The sequence below is a fragment of the Butyrivibrio sp. MB2005 genome, assembly GCF_000424285.1.
Lineage (GTDB): Bacteria > Bacillota > Clostridia > Lachnospirales > Lachnospiraceae > Butyrivibrio.
Genome location: NZ_AUJP01000017.1, coordinates 116,587 through 133,651, shown reverse-complemented (window position 1 = coordinate 133,651; position 17,065 = coordinate 116,587). Strand labels below are relative to the sequence as shown.

Below are 17,065 nucleotides of genomic sequence, written 5' to 3'. Positions count from 1 at the left end.
ATGGCTTATGCCATTTACATCTGGCAAGAACCAAGTAACAACTGAAGGCATCTTGAAAGGGCTTCGGCCATTTCAAGGTTCGAGCTATCTACGATTTAACTATGCCGGCACAGAGTGATCTGTGATCCACGCTTTTAGACGGTAGAGCTCACGGCGGACCATTGACCTGTCGGTAACCAATCCACGTATATCAGAGTGGCCAATGCCGGGAACTGATACCCCGAGGCTCTTTCCGGATGTCTTTAGTAACAATTAAATAAGTTTGTGGTGACTCCCTGTAAGTTTTCTCTTGACAGGAGGTCATTACATATCAGTTATGTAAAGAGGAAACTATCGGGATAATAATATGTTGAGATTAGAAAAAGTCAATGGGAAAAATGTCTGGGAATTGTTGAACTTACAGGTATCAGATAATCAGAAAAGTTTTGTGGCAGCTAATGATATCAGCATCATTGAGGCTTATACAGCAATTACTGGAAACGGATACGCGTTCCCTTTTGGTATCTATGATGGAGAGATACCGGTCGGTTTTCTAATGATTGGATTTGACAGCGATGATTATTGGCAGGATGCACCAGAGATTGCTTATGGTAATTATAATCTTTGGCGTTTGATGATCGATAAACAGTATCAGGGCAAAGGATACGGACGAGAAGCAATAAAGCTGGCTTTGGATTTTATTAGCACAAAACCTTGTGGTGAAGCTGAATATTGCTGGCTTTCATATGAACCGGAAAACAAAGTAGCTGCTTCTTTATATAGTTCTTTTGGCTTCAAGGAAACTGGGGAAATGGACGGCGAGGAAGTTATTGCAGTTTTAAAACTGTGAATCAAATCAAAGATGGAGAGCTTATAATTATTTGAAAAAAATAAAAGCGGATGGATTGTTCATGAGTATTTAGATATTTCAGAAAGCGATATTGACAAATATAAGAATGCCACGGCAGAATTCCAACAAAAGTCTTGGAATGGTATTTGGGGGGCGCTTTCGTAGAATGTTATCATAAGATTTGCACCTCATTTGCACCTTTTGCTGTAACAATTTAAATCGGCTCCGATATGGCATGAATATTGAAAAAATGATAATTGGTTGAAATATGAAAAGATTTTGATGTCAGAAAAGCTGACATTAAAATCTTTTTATGTTATTATAAAAAAGTATTGTCAACCATAGTTTTGGGAAAAAGGTTTGTCGAATGAACAATTTGGGAAAAAGGCTAAGAGAAGCAAGAAATAATATACATATGCATCAAGCTGTTGCTGCAGAGAGTATGCAAATGTCGAGACCTACGCTCAGTGCTATTGAAACTGGTAAGAGACAAGTAACAGCGAATGAATTGGTACAATTTGCCGAGTTATACAAAGTTGATGTTAGCGAACTTTTGTATGAAAACGGTGATAGCAATAGAAAAAGGCTGATGGAGTATTATCAGAGATTTGTGGCTTTATCGGAGGAAAAGCAGATAGAAGTCATGCATTTTATAGATGATGTAGAAAGGTAATCGTTTTGGGGTGGGAAGACTTGAATATCAATGAAAAGTTACTGGGTTATGGTAAGAAAACAATAACGTTGGAAGATATTAAGACTATTATGAAAATAAGCATAATGGATGAACAGAGTGCGTATGAACAGATTTCAGAAATGATAATGGAAGAGATTATTGAACCGGTCAAGTCGTCAGGTAAAAACGGCAATATCAGCTATCCATTGTACAAAAAATACAGGATTTTGATTAAAGAGGAAGGTGATAAAGAGACCATAGGCGAAATAAAGAGGCTCCATCCGCTGCTGCTAAGGAGTGGGTATTTATCTGCTAACCCTATGGAATTTCAAAGGAACAGAGCTGTTATCGAAGGGCTTAGTGCCTTCTTGTTCGTGGATAAGGACGAGATTTTTGTATCCAGGAAAGAGCGTTCCTTTGAGATATTTGGACATGAAAAAACGCTTGATGACAGCATGGTCAAAGCTCTTTTACGAAAGCTGCAGATTACAGAGTCGGAGCTGAGATTCTATGATACCCCCGAGTACTGCTTTCATGATTATATTCCGGTCAGAAAGGAGCACATGATGCTTTTAATCTGCGAGAATAAGGATATCTGGTTTAATATCCGAAGGCGTATGTTTGAGGACGGCGTAAAAGGCCTGTTTGGGATACCAATTGATGGAGTTGTTTATGGCGAAGGTAACAAGGTTTCTGACAGAACAGGAGCACTTGAAGAGTATGTTAAATTCATGGGTGAGCCTGATGTGAAATTCCTGTACTGGGGAGACATTGACAGAGAGGGCTTTGACATATTCAGAAGGACTAAAGATGCCAATGACAGGCTTGATATATCTTTATTTGTGCCCGGATATAAGAAAATGATAGAAAGAGCAAAGAATATTGAACTGGAGGATAGTCCGTCTTCCAAGAAACAGGGCATGCGTTTTGATGATCTTATCAATGATTTCTCCGATGATGAATGGAACTTTCTAACGGACATATTTGAGAATAATAAGCTTATTCCACAGGAGATAATATCATATAAGTATTTGGAAGAAGGTTGTTAGTCGACCACAGCGAGGCACGAGCTGATCAGAGACTGTATCCGTAATGAAATGGAGGTGAAGATTAATGCTTCGTTCTGACATAAAAGAGATGCTTTCGGATTTTCAGAACAGAATGAAGTTTATTGATATCGTCAGGAGTATTACTGTTACAAGCTATCCGGATGATATAAAGAAGATGTTCGGTGGAGATTACGATTATATAAACAATCTTGTGGTTGCAGTTCTTTTGTATATCAAGGAGCGTACTTTGAGTGACAGACAGTCCTGTACACTTAAGGATATTGCAGGATTTCTTGACAGCATAATCCAGATTGTTCCTGAAGAATATGAAATTGACACTTATAAACTTGCCGGTTTTATTGTTGTAAATGTTCTTCAGAATAACGGAAAGCTCATTGAATATAATACTTTTTACGCAGATTCAGAAAGCTTTAAGAAGATGCCAATCCGCCTTGTCAATGAGGAAAAGGGTTCATATCATCTGACAGATGATGTTTTTGATTTCCTTTACAGATCAAAAGAAATAGAGTCCGAACTGGATTATTCTGTAACACGCTTTAAAATGCAGGAATACATGAAACGCAAGAACTATTCTGAGGCTCTTTCACAGAGTAGGGAGCTGGTTGCCAGACTGCGCAACATGAGTCACAGCATGGATGATTTCATAATGCGATGCCGGGAAAACATTGCAAAAATAACAGTTGATGAGTACGAGAGAATAGTGGGCCAGTTCAGAAACCTTATGTATGATGAGCAGAAGGAACTGGAAGAGATTCAGAAGAATGCCCGCAAGGAGGCAGAGGCCATAAGGAGCGCACTTGATAATGGTGCTGATACTGAAGAAGCCAGGAAAAATCTGAAATCTCTTAATGAAATCAATAAGAATCTGGATATTACCATATTGGAGCAGCGGTCCCTTATTAATGCCAAAAGCTCTGTTTCGGAAAGTTATAAGCAGATGCTGCGGGACAGCTTTGTTATAAAAAGCTTTGAACGTATGAACTTTGAGCAGGACATTATGGTGAAACTCCGAAAAATGGGAGATGGACTGGGGGATGCAGTATATACAATCATGGAGCCGCTACTCAGTCCGGAGTTTGATAAGAAATTCAGTATAGAAAACTTCTATGCAGCCTGCGGAACCATAAGTAATGAGGAAGAAGACAAGGGGCTCAGCATAGATGATGCTGACATAAAAGCTGAGGAACTGGGCAGGAAAAGAAATGAAATATACATGGAGATATGCACAGCGTTTTTTGCATTTCTTCAGAAAGAAAGCTCTTTTGAGATAAAGAAGTTCATAAGGACGCTTTCAATGGATGAACTTATGAAATGGAATAAGGAAAGCGCTCTTCCTAATACACTTATGACCATATATCAGAAAAGAGAGATTGATTTTGAGGCGCTCCATGGCGATGAGAGTTTGTTTGCTAAAGAACCACTTGGCGAGTTCGACCTTCTCTGGGTTCTTAGCAATATGCCACAGAATTATCTGAACATGAAGAAAATAACATTTTTTACATCTGATCAGAAATGCGAGTTTACTGTGGATGATGGGGAAACGCAGGTGACAATAGAAATGACTAATTTTACAGTTGAGGTAGAACGATGAATAAAAATGCGCTTAAGCTTTATCATGAGCTTATGAAAAAAGGCTGGATTGACCGCGATGAAAACAGCGTATTATGGAGCTTTGTAGAGGATCCGGAAGCAAGGGATGAACTCGATCAGATGGGTGCAGAACTTGGATTTGAAATAATGCCTGCACAGAACAGAATATATATGGTCCCAACCCAGGACAATGATCTGTTTCTTAAAAACAATATTGATTACAGGTCTGATATCAAGGCAGGCAATGATGTAAGGACGAGGGACCTGTATCTGCTAAATTATCTTGCTATTTACATTTTGTATATATTCTTCAAGGGTGAGGGCTCAGAGGCACTTGTCAGAGACTTCATCACAAAAGAAGAGCTTATAAAGGAGTTTACCGATCACTGTCTTAGCGTAACTCAGAAGGGCGTAGATGGTGAGGATAAGGCAGAAGACTTCAGTGAGAGCTTTTATATGCTGGCTGAGGACTGGCTCGGTAAAAAGGAAGGGGATCCGACAAGCAGAAGAGTAGATGACCGTTATGGTGTTGTAAATAAAATCATTCTTAAGCTTCGGGCAGATGATCTTTTTGTAGAGGGCGATGATGGAAGAGTTGCTCCAACAAAGAAAACAAAGGATCTTATGCCATATGTTCTCAGGAAAGAGCGTGTTCAGGTGATAAATGCATGGATTGAGGGGGATTCACATGCCACAGATAAATAAGATAAGGATTGTAAACTTCAATTATAATGATGGCAACCGTTTTATCCCTGATGAATTATATGATCTTTCCTCAGATAAGGGAGAGGCGCTTAATTCATTGTTTAACCTGAATAATGGTGGCGGTAAGACAGTCCTGGTACAGCTTATGATGCAGCCTGTGCACCCCAGGGCCATGGCAGGTGGAAGACATATTGAGGATTATTTTGGCCGCCCTGGAGATCATTCTTTTGTACTTATTGAATGGAATCTGGACGGAAGTGATGACAAGCTATTGACAGGTATTGCCATAGCCGGAAGTGCCAGCGAGAACTCTGACGAGAACCTGAGGGGAAATAGCATCAGGTATTACACCTTTAAGACTGTTTATGAAAACAGTTATTCTTCCTACAGTATAGCGGCTTTGGAGCTTTCCAAAAATGAGAACGGGAAGTATGTACCTGCACCTTTTGCCTATGTAAGGGAAAAGGCTAAGGCCAGCAGAGGTATTCTGGAAGTTTATTCATCCGATGAAAGTACTAAATGGACGAAAGAGCTTTCCGAATATGGTATTTACAGATCCGAGTGGGAAACGGTAATAGAGGCTCTCAACAAGGATGAAGGTGGACTGAACCAGTATTTTGATGACGCAAAAACATCTGACAAACTGATCGCCAAATTCTTTATTCCGGCAATCGAGAATAAAATGAAAAGTGTGGCTTCAAGCGGGACGGATTCCTCTCTTGAAACCATGCTTATCAACTATGCAAAGAGAATCTCAGAAAAAGAAGCTGTAATCAGGGAAAGAGATACAAATAGAAGATTGATTGAAAAATTGTCGGATCTTGGTAAGGTGAGCGACAATCTTTATAATGCGGGGGAAAAATTATCGGATAGTATAGGTGAGGTCTGTGGTTTTAAGGCTTCCATTGGCAGGAAAATCGGGACCATAGATGAAAGTATATTTGGAACTGCAAAGGAGATCCATAGTGTAGATTCCAAGATCAGACATATAGAATATGAGGAAAAATCCAAAGAATACTACGAAGCCAGTGGTGAATATGAGGAAGCTGCTAATGCTCTTTCGGATGCAAAAGAAGCTCTCGATCAATCCAGGGAAGAAACAAGAGTAAAAAAGCATGCTGAAGAAATACTGCAATCAGCAAGGCTCTACAGGCAGATTTTAGAAGCCGACAGCCAGATAACAACATATAAGAAGCTTATTGAGGAAAAAGAGAACGATTCAGAGGATGCGGAAACTGTAGCAAGGCTGAAATACTCTTGCCAGCTGAAGGCCAAAAGTGAAAGTGAAGCCCTGTCACAGAGTATCAATCAGAAGGATAATCAGATTAGGAGTAAAAATGATGAGCTGTGTGATAGTAGGGCAGAAATGACAAAGGCAGAAAAGCTAAGGAACGATGCGAAGGAGAAACATTCGCAGTTTACTGCCAATCTGAGTGCTTCAAAAGATAATACTGATACCAAAGTTAAGACACTAAAAATTGAAGCGGTAAGAATGCTGGACGGATTCTACTCTGAAAAAGATATAGAAGATGTGCGGATTAAGCAGGATGCTAATCGTGAGCAAACTGCCGTCTCCATAGCAAAAATCCAAAATGAAATAAATGCTATGGATGACAGGAAAAATGAAATCCCTGATGAACTGGCTGATGTAAAGCTTAAACTTGGCAGGTTGTCAGAAGAGAAGAAAGTTGCTGAGGATGCGCTTTCAGAATACAGAACACTATTGGATTCACTTATACATATCTGCAGCAAATATAGCCTTGAAAATAGCACTATTTTTTCCGGTCGTCTAAAAAGTGTACTGCAGGAAGAAATAGAAATGACCGGCGCAAAGATCAGAAAGCATGGGCAGGACAAGCAGTCTTTGGAAGAAAGGCTTAAGGCCGCGAAAGAAGGTCATGTTCATATTCTGCCGGATATCATGAAATATGTGATGTCCACAGGAGTGTGGTGTCAGACCGGTGAAGAATACATTACAGGTCTTATGGAAAATGGTGCCATTACGCAGGAAAAAGCCAGGGATATTATGGAGCGACACCCGGAATTTGCATTTTCACTTCTTTTCAATAATGAAAAAGATATGGAAAAGCTTCTGGCTGCGGGGAATGTGGAGTGGCTTCCTGCCTCTGTTCCGCTTTTTACTATGGAACAGGTGAATTCTCTTATGTCAGGGGACATGGAAAGTGCTTCTCACCTGGCTGCTTATGACAAAGAATATTTTGCTGACAGATCAGGTTATTATGGCAGATTGGAAGATGAAATAAGAGTCAAAGAGGAAAAGTTGCAGCGTCTTAACGAAAGGCTGCGGGACAGTGAGGAAGAGAAGAAACTCGTAGAAAAGTTTGATTATTCTGAGGACTGGAGCTCTTTACAGGAAAAAGCTATTGCCGAGCTACAGGAGAAAATATTTTCTTTAGAGGACCGAAGGAAAGAACTGGAAGAAGAACAGGGGAGGATAAAGGAAAAAATTGATGCCCTTAAGGATGATCTGAATCGTGAAGAAAAGCGTTTGCATGACCTTACCGTGTGGCTTGAGTCATTTGCTGAACTCAGTATAATGCTTGCCAAGGAAAATGAGTGGTATACGAAAGCACAGGAAGCATATGTTGCTCTGAAAGATGCAGAAAGCTCATATAAAAAGGTATGTGATACGGTGGCTAAGTGCCAGGATGAGCTGACATCATTTGAAAATGAACGTAAGCAGCAGGCTGATCACTTGGATCGCGTCCGCACAGTTTTAGAGAATACGGGTAGTGCAAAGGAAGCAGAAATCGTTGAAGGATCATTGGAAGAACTCTACTCTCAGTACCAGACTCTTCTGGGGAGTCTCAGCGAAAGCCTGGATAATCTCAGAGTCAGCCTTAATAAATCGCAGCAGGACAAAGCTGAGTATGAAAAAGAACTTGGTGATTATGAGTGTGAAAAGGCCGAATATGAAGCGGTCCATTTTTCATCTGAAGCCCTCAAAAATGCCAAGGATGCAGTGAGAGCAGCTTCAGAGAAAATGGAGAATGCCAGGTCCATATTTGGAGAATGTAATGTGAAAGAGGCATCTGCCAAGCAGAGATATGATGCAGCTGGGAAAGTACTTGAAGATTTTGACGGTGTAGCTCTTCCACAAAATGAGATAGGAGAGGATTTCAAAGCCAGAGTAAAGGCCGCCAAACAGGAGATAAAGCAGTTAAACGAAAGGAAAGATTCACTCGAGCAAGAAAAGCATTCATTGGAGAGAATCTTTGATCGAGTAGGAGACGTCTTAAAGCCTATTCAGTTTGGAAACATAATAAAGACAGTTACTCTTTCTGAAAGACCGGATGTTCAGTGGGAGTCTATACATGAAAATCTCATCCATGTAGAGAAAACCTTCCAGGATCAGAAAGAAAAGCTTAAGAGCAACATAAGAACAACAGTAGCTGAGTTTAAAGACATAGCACTTTCTGAAATAGTGAATAAACTCGCTGCCATCGGTGAGATGCTTGATGATTCAGGGATGAAGGGAGACCGGCTTTATACGGTCAGTGAGAGCATCAGTACAATGACAGCTTCCATAGAGAAGATTAACAGCAGGATTGAGACTGATCTAAGAGAAATTGAGAACGACTTTAATGACATCGTAGACCAGTGTATGAATCAGGGGAAGAGGATGTATCTTGACCTTCGTATGATAGCAGCCAGTTCAAAGGCTCATATTTTTGCGGGCAAGCCTCAGACGCAGATGGTAAAGATGGATCTTCCTGAGGAAAAAGAGATATCTGAGGAAGCATCAAGGGTTTCGATAAAGACTGAGATTGAGCAGGGGGCTAATGAGATAAAAGAGCTCCTCCGAAGCGGTGCTGATGAAAAGCAAATACAGAAGCGCGCCAGAGCTTTAGTCTCAAGTGAAAGGCTTCTTCATAAGTACATACGCCAGGAATCCATAAAGATCAGGGTTTATAAGATTGATATGAACAGTGCAAACTCTGTATATAAGGGTTGGGAGGAGACACTGACACAGAGTTCCGGTGCTGAGAAATTTGTTGTATTTTTCTCAGTAGTACTGACACTCATGAATTATACCAGGTCATCAGCAGGGCTTGTCAGCAAAAACGTGGGGAGTGTTCTGATCCTTGATAATCCTTTTGGCAAAATAACTTCAGCACATCTTTTGAAGCCAATGTTTGATATAGCAAAACACTTCAATGTACAGCTGATTTGTCTGTCAGATATCAATAAGAGTGATGTTGTCGGCTGCTTTGATTGCGTTATCAAGCTTGTTATAAAGGCACAGAACCTTTCAAACTTCGAAATAATGACGCATGAGGGTAATGAGAGGATAGAGCATGGCTACTATAAAATCATGAACGGACAGATGAGTTTGTTTTGATGATAAAGACTTTTTTATTTGTCTAAACATATTAGTTGGAGGTATTCATATAGTGAATGAATATGGGGAAGTTATCATCTACCAAACAGATGATGGCTTAACGAAACTTAATGTAAATCTTCAAAATGAAACAGTATGGCTTACTATCGATCAAATGGCAGAATTGTTTCAGAGAGATAAATCAACAATCTCAAGACATATAAATAAGATTTTTAAAGAGGGAGAGTTGGTTAGAGAGGCAACTGTTGCATTTTTTGCAACAGTTCAAATCGAAGGTGGAAGAAAAGTTGAAAGAGATATAGAGTATTTTAATCTGGATGTTATTATTTCTGTTGGATATAGGGTTAAATCTAAGCGCGGTACACAGTTCCGAATTTGGGCAAATTCTGTACTAAAGGAGTATATCATTAAAGGATTTGCAATGGACGATGAGCGCCTGAAAGGTAATGGCGGTGGGAATTATTGGAAAGAACTATTAGATAGAATCAGAGATATCCGTTCATCGGAAAAAGTTCTTTATAGGCAGGTTCTAGATCTTTATGCAACAAGCGTGGATTACAATCCAAGAAGTGACGAGTCAATCCAATTCTTCAAAATTGTTCAGAATAAATTACACTATGCAGCACATGGTCATACAGCAGCTGAAGTGATTTATGAAAGAGCAGATGCTGAAAAGCCATTTATGGGATTAACTTCATTTGCGGGTGAGTTGCCCGCTCTTAAGGATATTGGAATCGCAAAGAATTATCTGAAAGAGGATGAACTAAAAATTTTAAATAATCTTGTATCCGGTTATTTTGACTTGGCGGAGATTAATGCAATAGAGCATAAACCTATGTACATGAGTGATTATGTTGATCAACTTGATTCGATATTGACTTCTGGAAATAGAAAACTATTAAGTGGACCAGGGAAAGTTAGTCATGAAAAGGCTCTTAGTAAAGCAAAGGAAGAATACAGGAAATACCAGGAGACAACCCTTTCGCCTGTTGAAGAAGAGTATATGAAGAGCATAAAGGTTGTTGCCAAAGAAGCAAAGAAACAAAGCAGAAAAAAATAGGGATTTGCTATATTTATGAGGGTACTTGGGAAAGAAAATATTTGGCAGTGCAATGCAAGTGATTTTGCATCCTGATTTGCACCTTTTGCCGGTCAAAATATGCCAAATATTGCCAAGGATTGCCACGAAAATGAGAAAAATACGTTGGACGAAAATAGGCTTAAAGCCAGTAAATACGTGAGAATAGAGGTTTTTTACTAAGATGATAAGAATTTTATTCGTCTGCCACGGCACTGATTCTGCCGGTATTAGCAAACTCGCTGTTTGTGCGGCATAACCAGGCATAATCAAAACTTCACACGGATACTGACTACTGAAAAACTACGATAGATAAAACATAGGGTTTTATCTGTAGTTTTTCTTTTTTTGCCTAAAACGGTTGAAATCGCTGGTTTGTAGAGTGATAGATAATATAAAAACGGAGGGTTATTCTATGGATAAGTGTAGGATCAGTGAGAAATTTTTATTAACAATAAAGGAAGCTGCAGCTTATTTCAATGTAGGAGAAAAGCGATTAAGGTTCTTGGCCACAAACGATGAGGAGGCCAAGGGATATGTTTATATGAACGGCGATCGTACTTTACTCATCAGAGAGAAGTTTGAAGAATACTTTATCAATGCTGCAGCTGAGAATAGAAACAAGGATAAGAGGAAAGAATCAAAACTGTATGCTCCGGAGGGGTGAAGAATTTAAATAGGAAATCTTCCTTGCGAAAACGCCTACTGATATAACAATCTTTGTTACATCTTTTTTATATGTTACATCAAGGGGGAAAAAAGATAGTTATGCTATTACATTGGTGGCATTATGAGTGGGTTTTAAACTGATTTTTTTGATATAATTATTATATTTGTTTGTGGGGGATTAAAACTGACGGACATGGATGATAATAGAAACGTATGGAAAAGATTACTACGGAGGAGAATATAGATGGCATTGACACAGTTGAATGATGGGCAAAAACTCTTATTAAGAAATCGTGCAAAAGACGAGCTGGATCGCATAGAAAGATTGATAGCGGATAAAGATAAAAAGAGAATGATCGATGATTTTAAAGAAAAGTTTTCAGTATGCGAGATAGTTTACAAGGTTATTTTGGAAGATCATCAATTTAACAAAACTGGCCAACATAAAGAACGATTCAAGGTTATTATGACACAGGTTCCATATGCACTAGCGTATGCTGGATACGATTTTGATAATGAGTTGCTGAAAAAGTTGTTTAGCTCGGAAGGGAAAATAGGTAGCAGGTCTGTTAAGAAGCTAAGAGACGAACTTACCCACAGTATGAATGATAAGGCAGTTAAGGAAGTTTCAGATCGTTATGAGGAATTAAATGGATATATGGATAGCTTTTTAGATAAGATAAGATCGTTTGATGCTGCATAAAGGAGAGTGCAAAAATGCCGCAATGGTTAAAGGGATTGTGGTATGTTCTTATTGACATTGGTGTGTTACTGAAGTTTTGCGTTAGGAAAGACTATTCAAAAGTGTCTGAGGAGATCGAGAAGCTCAAAGCAGATAAGAAAGAGCTAATGGTAACTAAGGCTCAGAATGAAAGCGTTAAGAGAAAAGTAGCACAGATGAAAAGCTTTCTTGATGAAGCGCCTACCGAGATAACAAACTTTGATGACATTATGGTTAGACGTTACGTTAAGGAGATAAAGATATACGATGACAGGTTCCATATAATTTTTAAGGCCAGATTTGATCTGGATGTACCAAGGAAAAATACAAAGTAAAAGATAGATGAAGCCCAGGAAATAAGTATCCTGGGCTTTATTTTTGTCTGCAAATATTAGAATGAGCACATTATAAAATGATATGGCCTGCTCTTTTTTGATAGTGCTTAGGCCAATGTTCCGTGTTGGTAATTGTAATACCAAGACTTATACCATCTCTTTTTGTATGAAGAATAAATAGAAAATGATTTTTCTGGGAGCCCACTTTTTTTTACTAATTTTTTGATTTTGTTTTGAGTATTTTTATATGGAGCAACATTAAATCCTAGGTGGGTTCCTTTAAATGCGTTCTTCTCAATTTCCTTTATGTTTCGAGATAATATACTGATTTTGCTTAAGCTCTTACAATTTGCAAAAGCATTTTTTTCTATTTTGGTTAATTCAATATTATCAATAGTAACGCTATTGAGTTTTTTGCAATTTTTACACATATTTGCAGGGATTGTTTTTATAGGTGCGTGTATGCTTAAGCTTTCTATATTTTTATCACCTTTAAAAGCACCCGGCGCAATAGCTGTTACTTTATAATAAGAAGAGTATTCTGATCCATTTGACATAGAAATATGTTGAGCAAGGGAAAAGATATGAAATTCATCTGAATATTTATATACATTATCTTCTTGGCTTCGTCCGATTACTCTAACATTCCCAACTACATTATCATAAGGAATAGTGGATATTACTTCGTAGCGTAGATTCTCGCTTTCAAAAACATCACCTACCTGTAAAGGCCTATCACTTGCCTTTACTGTCATTGGTACGAGTAGTAATAAAATGAAAGAGTAAAGAGTTATTAGTATTTTATTCATTTCAATATATCCTTTATTTTTTGATTGTAACAGTATATCATGCGAAATTATTTTTAATTAAGAGCAGATGTTTATATTATATTTTTATGGTTTTATATACTTTTTTTGAATATAGGTTCTTATTGTACTTCTGAACATGAACAACAGTCCCTTTTTTAAATCCAGCCTTTTTCATTTCCTTTTTTATTTGAGATACACTTTTTGCCGTTGTATAAGTATCGCCTTTAACCTTATCATAATCATGTACACCGTTGTCATACCAAACGGTGGTTTTTACATTTTTAAAAGAGTTTTTTTCTAAGGAGCAAGTGTTATTAAGACTAACAGATTTTAGCTTTTTACAATTTGCAAAAGTATTCTTTTTTACTAATGAATCGGAACCTAGTTTTAGTTCTGATAAGTTCTTAACCTTTTTGTTTATCCAGCTTGGAATTACCTCAAGGGATATGTATAGTTGTTTTAAGTTTTTGTAGCTATTAAAGGCATTTTTGTCGAATTCTTTGACTGTTAGATAATCACGAAAACCATTAAATTTTGTTTCGTCAATAATATATGCAAATTTACCATCTTTACTCTTATTCACCAGGCATTTACAATTCACTCTATAACCGCTGCTATAATTATCTTGTGCAAACTCAACATTGATTACTTCATACTTATTTGGAGCGAGGTAAATTATATCACCTGCAGTAAGATCATAAAGTTTTTCATGCTCTATTGAATTATCATTCTCATCAACGAGGGGGCGACCATCTCGGTTGTCCATAATATAATATGTCTTTGCATTTGCAGTAATTGGTGCAAAGAAAAAAAGCAAAAAAATAAAAAATGGAAATAATGTCTTTTTCATGGTTTGTTCCTTTCAAATTTAATTCATTAAGTATATCATAAAATTTACCGGGAATATTATAGAAGAAATGGAATCATTTCAAGGGTTCAAAACTGGGTTCATTTTATGGCCTACCGTTAAAAGGTGAAACCGCCCTAAAGCTAGTATTTATCGTGCTTTTGAGCTGTTTGCTGCCATGTTGAGACGGTAGTATTGCTGACAAAGACTGAACACACTTAAATTGAAAAACACAAGTGGCTTAACGGTGCGCTTTGTAGCTAACGTTAAAAGATGTTAGCAGACAAGGATACACCGTTATTTTTATGCCATTTTGGAAGTGTAGGAGAACTGAACTACGAGAGGGTTGAGACGGTGGTCCTCCACGAAATAAAAAGTGAATACAGTTTAGCGATAGGAAATAGAGTGATTCATGTTTTTGCAATTAGTGGTGTCTAAACTCTACGATTGGTGCATGCATTGTGCTAAAAGACCCTGTTTTATGGGCTTTTTAGAAAGAATAGTCGGAATAAATACATAGTAAATGCAGGTAAACAAAAAAAGTGTAGAAAAAATTATCAGAGGTGGGGTACTAAAATTTGGCGTAATTATAAGATTTGGCGTAAATATTCGATTTGAAAAGGCGTTGTATAGCTATCTTTATTATACTTATATCTCTCTCTATCAGATTATTTTTATCATTATTTTATAACGAAATAGTAAACTTCAATAGACTTTTTTAATGATGAAAATAATAAAAACTTACGTACGTCTCAGAAAATTTTCAAAAGTTAAGTTGTATAATAGCCTTACTGGCCTTGATATTTGTGGAGGGTATAGAAATGGCAAATTTAGTAAGTATGCAGAAGATTTCATTAAAGAAACATCCGGAGATAAAAGAAGATTTAATCAAGCAATATATATTTGATCATCCTGAGGTACTAACGCTTGGTGAGCTAGTACCACTTAGACGTGAGAAGGTCCAGCCATCTGGTGGAAGGTTTGATATATTGATGGGAACCGTAGATAATGAAACTCATTATGAGATAGAGATTCAGCTAGGTGCAACTGATCCGAGTTATATAATTAGGACGATAGAGTATTGGGACAGTGAGAAGAGATTTCAACAATACGATCATTGTGCTGTTATTGTTGCAGAAGAAATCACAGGAAGGTTTATGAATGTAATAAGTTTATTCAATGGAAATATTCCTCTTATCGCTTTGCAACTATCAGCCTATAAGGTCGGTGATGATATATCGCTGGCTTTTTTAGATTATTGATAGAGTTACACCGGGGACAGATGAAGAAGATGAATATGAAGTAAAAGACAGAAGTTATTGGGAAAAGTGTAGTACAAAAAAATTATCAAAGAGGTCGATGATATTTTTTATGCACTTGATAAGTATACTTCAGGGTATGAACTAAAGTACAATAAGTTCTATATTGGCTTAGTCAAAGACGGAGTAGCCAAGAATTTTATATCTTTCCAGCCAAAGAAATCATTTGTGCACATGTATTTTAAAACCACTGAAATTCCAGAGCTATTGGTTAAGATTGAAGATGCTGGGATTGATGTTGTCTATGAGAGTAGATGGAGACGCTATAGGGTCAAATTAAGTGGGATTGATGATTACAAAAAGCATGAAACTCTTATACAGGAATGCGTCAAAGCTGCCATGGATTATTTTAATATTTCTGAAATATAATACCAGATAGCGGAAGGGTTAATGTATGAGGCTGATTAAAGCTTAGAGAGTATCGCTTATCTTATTATGTGAGAACAAAACTTGTATCATTATTGTGAGTTTTTGGTAATGAGGAGAGAGAAATAGTTACTGTAATAAAGGCGATAGCGCAACACACTGGTTATGTCTTAAAGTCTTTGCTGGTTTTTCTTTTGCGTAGAGCTTCAGCTTAAGGTAGCAACAGAAATCATTGATGAATATGTATCTGCGCCTCTAGCAGAAAGATATATAATGCGCTGTTTCTCAGTAGTGAAAAAATGCAACCGCCTAAGGCGTGTTTCATATTTTTGCTTGAAAATATTCCGATGGAAGAATACAATTACAATGTTGTTACTAATTACGTGGAGGTAATAGAATGCAGTATTTGACCACAGCAGAAATGGCAAAGAGGTGGAATGTTTCACAAAGAAGAGTATCTCTATATTGCAAGGATGGAAGGATACCTGGAGCAGAGTATAAAGGGAATATGTGGCTTATCCCTGAAGAGGCTGTAAAGCCTGAAGATCCTAGAAAGAAAAAGGGGCCTAAAATTAATGAATAAGATTATTTATGGAAATGCATATGATTATTGTGAAAAAAAAGCAGGAGAGATTGAAGGTAGATTTCAGCTAATATATTTAGACCCTCCTTATAACACTAAAAGGAAAAGGGGAGCAAGAAAAAGTTATAATGACACCAATAGCAATTGGGCTCAAAATATGAGAGATGTGATAGTCAATGCACATAAAGCTTTGAAGAAAGAAGGATTCTTAGCTGTTTCCATTAACCAAATGGAATTATTCAACTTAAAACCGGTTATAGATACTGTATTTTGTGCAGAATGTTTTATAGGATTATTTCCAGTTAAAATACGACACAAAGACAGGCAACTAATGATAAATGCGACTTTTCATGATGTGTATGAGTATCTTCTTATATACAGGAAAGAAAAGAGCACACGTTTTTTTTGTGAAAGCAAAGTGGCTGACCCAAGAAAATTTGTATATAAAATAAATATTCTGGATGATAGTCCCCAAAAAAAGCATATTGCAGGAAAGCAGATAGAGATATTTAAACCAGAGCAATATGAAATAGTAAAACAAGACGAATGCACAACGGGTTGCTTTAGAAGATATATTATCGCAGGGAAATTAAAAACAGCGAATTGGTCGGGAGAATGGTATGAAAATTACTTGGCTGATATGGGGACAGATTTGTTAATTAAAGTTCATGGTCTGGAACAAGAAGGATTAGGGTATCGTTGGTTTATTACATCTAATGAAAAACGAAAGAGCGGCGTGTATTTCCAGTCGTTGTTAAATGCTGGCAGGCCTATTTTACCAACAAATGATCTTGATTTTACAGATGAGGTAACAAATATTTATAAAGAAGGTGGAGCGGGGTGTGATTATAAAGACTCAAAGAAACCTGAAAAGCTGCTTGGCTTTTTACTTGATATATGTACTCGAGAAAATGATGAAGTGATGGATATGTATGGAGGGAGCGGCACAACTTTAGCGTGCTGCATTAAGAAGAATAGGAAATGTACTATTATTGATAATAGCAAGAGTGCCTATGAAATTATGAAGACAAGAGTTAGAAATATGAGGAATGGACTTGATATAGACGGCGTGAAATACGAATTTGAATGTGAAGAGGAGGAAATCTAA

General features: G+C 37.5%; 16 protein-coding genes. 14 read left to right on the top strand and 2 right to left on the bottom strand.

Annotated features, from left to right (window positions below; all coding sequences use genetic code 11):
- Positions 1–346 precede the first annotated feature (346 nt).
- From G610_RS0110560 to G610_RS0110515, 10 genes are all read left to right on the top strand, one after another.
- Entirely contained in the window at positions 347–829 is a 483-nt protein-coding gene (locus G610_RS0110560) for a GNAT family N-acetyltransferase (RefSeq protein ID WP_026524765.1), read from the top strand.
- A 367-nt stretch (positions 830–1,196) separates the two neighbouring features.
- Positions 1,197–1,502 (top strand): helix-turn-helix domain-containing protein, encoded by a 306-nt coding sequence (locus G610_RS20545; RefSeq protein WP_035797372.1) that lies wholly within the window; start codon positions 1,197–1,199, stop codon positions 1,500–1,502.
- A gap of 20 nt (positions 1,503–1,522) precedes the next feature.
- On the top strand, positions 1,523–2,551 hold the full coding sequence (locus tag G610_RS0110550) for a Wadjet anti-phage system protein JetD domain-containing protein (RefSeq protein ID WP_026524764.1): 1,029 nt from the start codon (positions 1,523–1,525) through the stop codon (positions 2,549–2,551).
- 64 nt (positions 2,552–2,615) lie between these two features.
- A complete protein-coding gene (locus tag G610_RS0110545; protein ID WP_026524763.1) occupies positions 2,616–4,163 on the top strand; it encodes a hypothetical protein in 1,548 nt (515 codons plus the stop codon).
- Positions 4,160–4,867 (top strand): DUF6063 family protein, encoded by a 708-nt coding sequence (locus G610_RS0110540; protein ID WP_026524762.1) that lies wholly within the window; start codon positions 4,160–4,162, stop codon positions 4,865–4,867. The genes G610_RS0110545 and G610_RS0110540 overlap by 4 nt, the downstream gene beginning before the upstream one ends.
- Positions 4,851–9,230 carry a hypothetical protein gene (locus G610_RS0110535; RefSeq protein WP_026524761.1) on the top strand — a complete coding sequence of 1,460 codons (4,380 nt, stop codon included), beginning with the start codon at positions 4,851–4,853 and terminating at the stop codon, positions 9,228–9,230. The genes G610_RS0110540 and G610_RS0110535 overlap by 17 nt, the downstream gene beginning before the upstream one ends.
- 52 nt (positions 9,231–9,282) lie before the next feature.
- The gene (locus G610_RS0110530) at positions 9,283–10,290 is read left to right on the top strand and encodes a virulence RhuM family protein (RefSeq protein ID WP_026524760.1); all 1,008 of its coding nucleotides are present in this window, start codon (positions 9,283–9,285) and stop codon (positions 10,288–10,290) included.
- Between the two features lie 433 nt (positions 10,291–10,723).
- A complete protein-coding gene (locus G610_RS20540) occupies positions 10,724–10,975 on the top strand; it encodes an excisionase (RefSeq protein WP_051197928.1) in 252 nt (83 codons plus the stop codon).
- A 246-nt stretch (positions 10,976–11,221) separates the two neighbouring features.
- Positions 11,222–11,680: a hypothetical protein gene (locus G610_RS0110520; RefSeq protein ID WP_026524759.1), complete on the top strand. Its 459-nt coding sequence runs from the start codon at positions 11,222–11,224 to the stop codon at positions 11,678–11,680.
- Between the two features lie 14 nt (positions 11,681–11,694).
- Positions 11,695–12,033 carry a hypothetical protein gene (locus G610_RS0110515; RefSeq protein ID WP_026524758.1) on the top strand — a complete coding sequence of 113 codons (339 nt, stop codon included), beginning with the start codon at positions 11,695–11,697 and terminating at the stop codon, positions 12,031–12,033.
- Between the two features lie 107 nt (positions 12,034–12,140).
- Here G610_RS0110515 and G610_RS0110510 read toward each other — a convergent pair whose 3' ends face one another.
- Complete coding sequence (locus G610_RS0110510) at positions 12,141–12,842, bottom strand: leucine-rich repeat protein (RefSeq protein ID WP_026524757.1); 702 nt, start codon at positions 12,840–12,842, stop codon at positions 12,141–12,143.
- Between the two features lie 76 nt (positions 12,843–12,918).
- Positions 12,919–13,692 (bottom strand): leucine-rich repeat protein, encoded by a 774-nt coding sequence (locus tag G610_RS0110505; RefSeq protein ID WP_026524756.1) that lies wholly within the window; start codon positions 13,690–13,692, stop codon positions 12,919–12,921.
- 818 nt (positions 13,693–14,510) lie between these two features.
- Between G610_RS0110505 and G610_RS22195 the strand changes: the two genes are divergently transcribed.
- The 4 genes from G610_RS22195 (at position 14,511) to G610_RS0110490 (ending at position 17,065) form a co-directional block, all read left to right on the top strand.
- Positions 14,511–14,951 carry a hypothetical protein gene (locus tag G610_RS22195; RefSeq protein ID WP_051197927.1) on the top strand — a complete coding sequence of 147 codons (441 nt, stop codon included), beginning with the start codon at positions 14,511–14,513 and terminating at the stop codon, positions 14,949–14,951.
- Between the two features lie 231 nt (positions 14,952–15,182).
- Complete coding sequence (locus G610_RS22190; RefSeq protein WP_051197926.1) at positions 15,183–15,377, top strand: hypothetical protein; 195 nt, start codon at positions 15,183–15,185, stop codon at positions 15,375–15,377.
- Positions 15,378–15,771: 394 nt separating this feature from the next.
- The gene (locus tag G610_RS0110495) at positions 15,772–15,957 is read left to right on the top strand and encodes a helix-turn-helix domain-containing protein (RefSeq protein WP_026524755.1); all 186 of its coding nucleotides are present in this window, start codon (positions 15,772–15,774) and stop codon (positions 15,955–15,957) included.
- The gene (locus G610_RS0110490; RefSeq protein ID WP_026524754.1) at positions 15,950–17,065 is read left to right on the top strand and encodes a DNA methyltransferase; all 1,116 of its coding nucleotides are present in this window, start codon (positions 15,950–15,952) and stop codon (positions 17,063–17,065) included. Before G610_RS0110495 ends, G610_RS0110490 begins: the two co-directional genes overlap by 8 nt.

What these genes read in the sequence shown, in the direction of transcription:
- G610_RS0110560 (WP_026524765.1), top strand. Translation starts at nt 347, where the DNA reads ATGTTGAGATTAGAAAAAGTCAATGGGAAAAATGTCTGGGAATTGTTG.
- G610_RS20545 (WP_035797372.1), top strand. Translation starts at nt 1,197, where the DNA reads ATGAACAATTTGGGAAAAAGGCTAAGAGAAGCAAGAAATAATATACAT.
- G610_RS0110545 (WP_026524763.1), top strand. Translation starts at nt 2,616, where the DNA reads ATGCTTCGTTCTGACATAAAAGAGATGCTTTCGGATTTTCAGAACAGA.
- G610_RS0110540 (WP_026524762.1), top strand. Translation starts at nt 4,160, where the DNA reads ATGAATAAAAATGCGCTTAAGCTTTATCATGAGCTTATGAAAAAAGGC.
- G610_RS0110535 (WP_026524761.1), top strand. Translation starts at nt 4,851, where the DNA reads ATGCCACAGATAAATAAGATAAGGATTGTAAACTTCAATTATAATGAT.
- G610_RS20540 (WP_051197928.1), top strand. Translation starts at nt 10,724, where the DNA reads ATGGATAAGTGTAGGATCAGTGAGAAATTTTTATTAACAATAAAGGAA.
- G610_RS0110520 (WP_026524759.1), top strand. Translation starts at nt 11,222, where the DNA reads ATGGCATTGACACAGTTGAATGATGGGCAAAAACTCTTATTAAGAAAT.
- G610_RS0110515 (WP_026524758.1), top strand. Translation starts at nt 11,695, where the DNA reads ATGCCGCAATGGTTAAAGGGATTGTGGTATGTTCTTATTGACATTGGT.
- G610_RS0110510 (WP_026524757.1), bottom strand. Translation starts at nt 12,842, where the DNA reads ATGAATAAAATACTAATAACTCTTTACTCTTTCATTTTATTACTACTC.
- G610_RS0110505 (WP_026524756.1), bottom strand. Translation starts at nt 13,692, where the DNA reads ATGAAAAAGACATTATTTCCATTTTTTATTTTTTTGCTTTTTTTCTTT.
- G610_RS22195 (WP_051197927.1), top strand. Translation starts at nt 14,511, where the DNA reads ATGGCAAATTTAGTAAGTATGCAGAAGATTTCATTAAAGAAACATCCG.
- G610_RS22190 (WP_051197926.1), top strand. Translation starts at nt 15,183, where the DNA reads ATGTATTTTAAAACCACTGAAATTCCAGAGCTATTGGTTAAGATTGAA.
- G610_RS0110495 (WP_026524755.1), top strand. Translation starts at nt 15,772, where the DNA reads ATGCAGTATTTGACCACAGCAGAAATGGCAAAGAGGTGGAATGTTTCA.
- G610_RS0110490 (WP_026524754.1), top strand. Translation starts at nt 15,950, where the DNA reads ATGAATAAGATTATTTATGGAAATGCATATGATTATTGTGAAAAAAAA.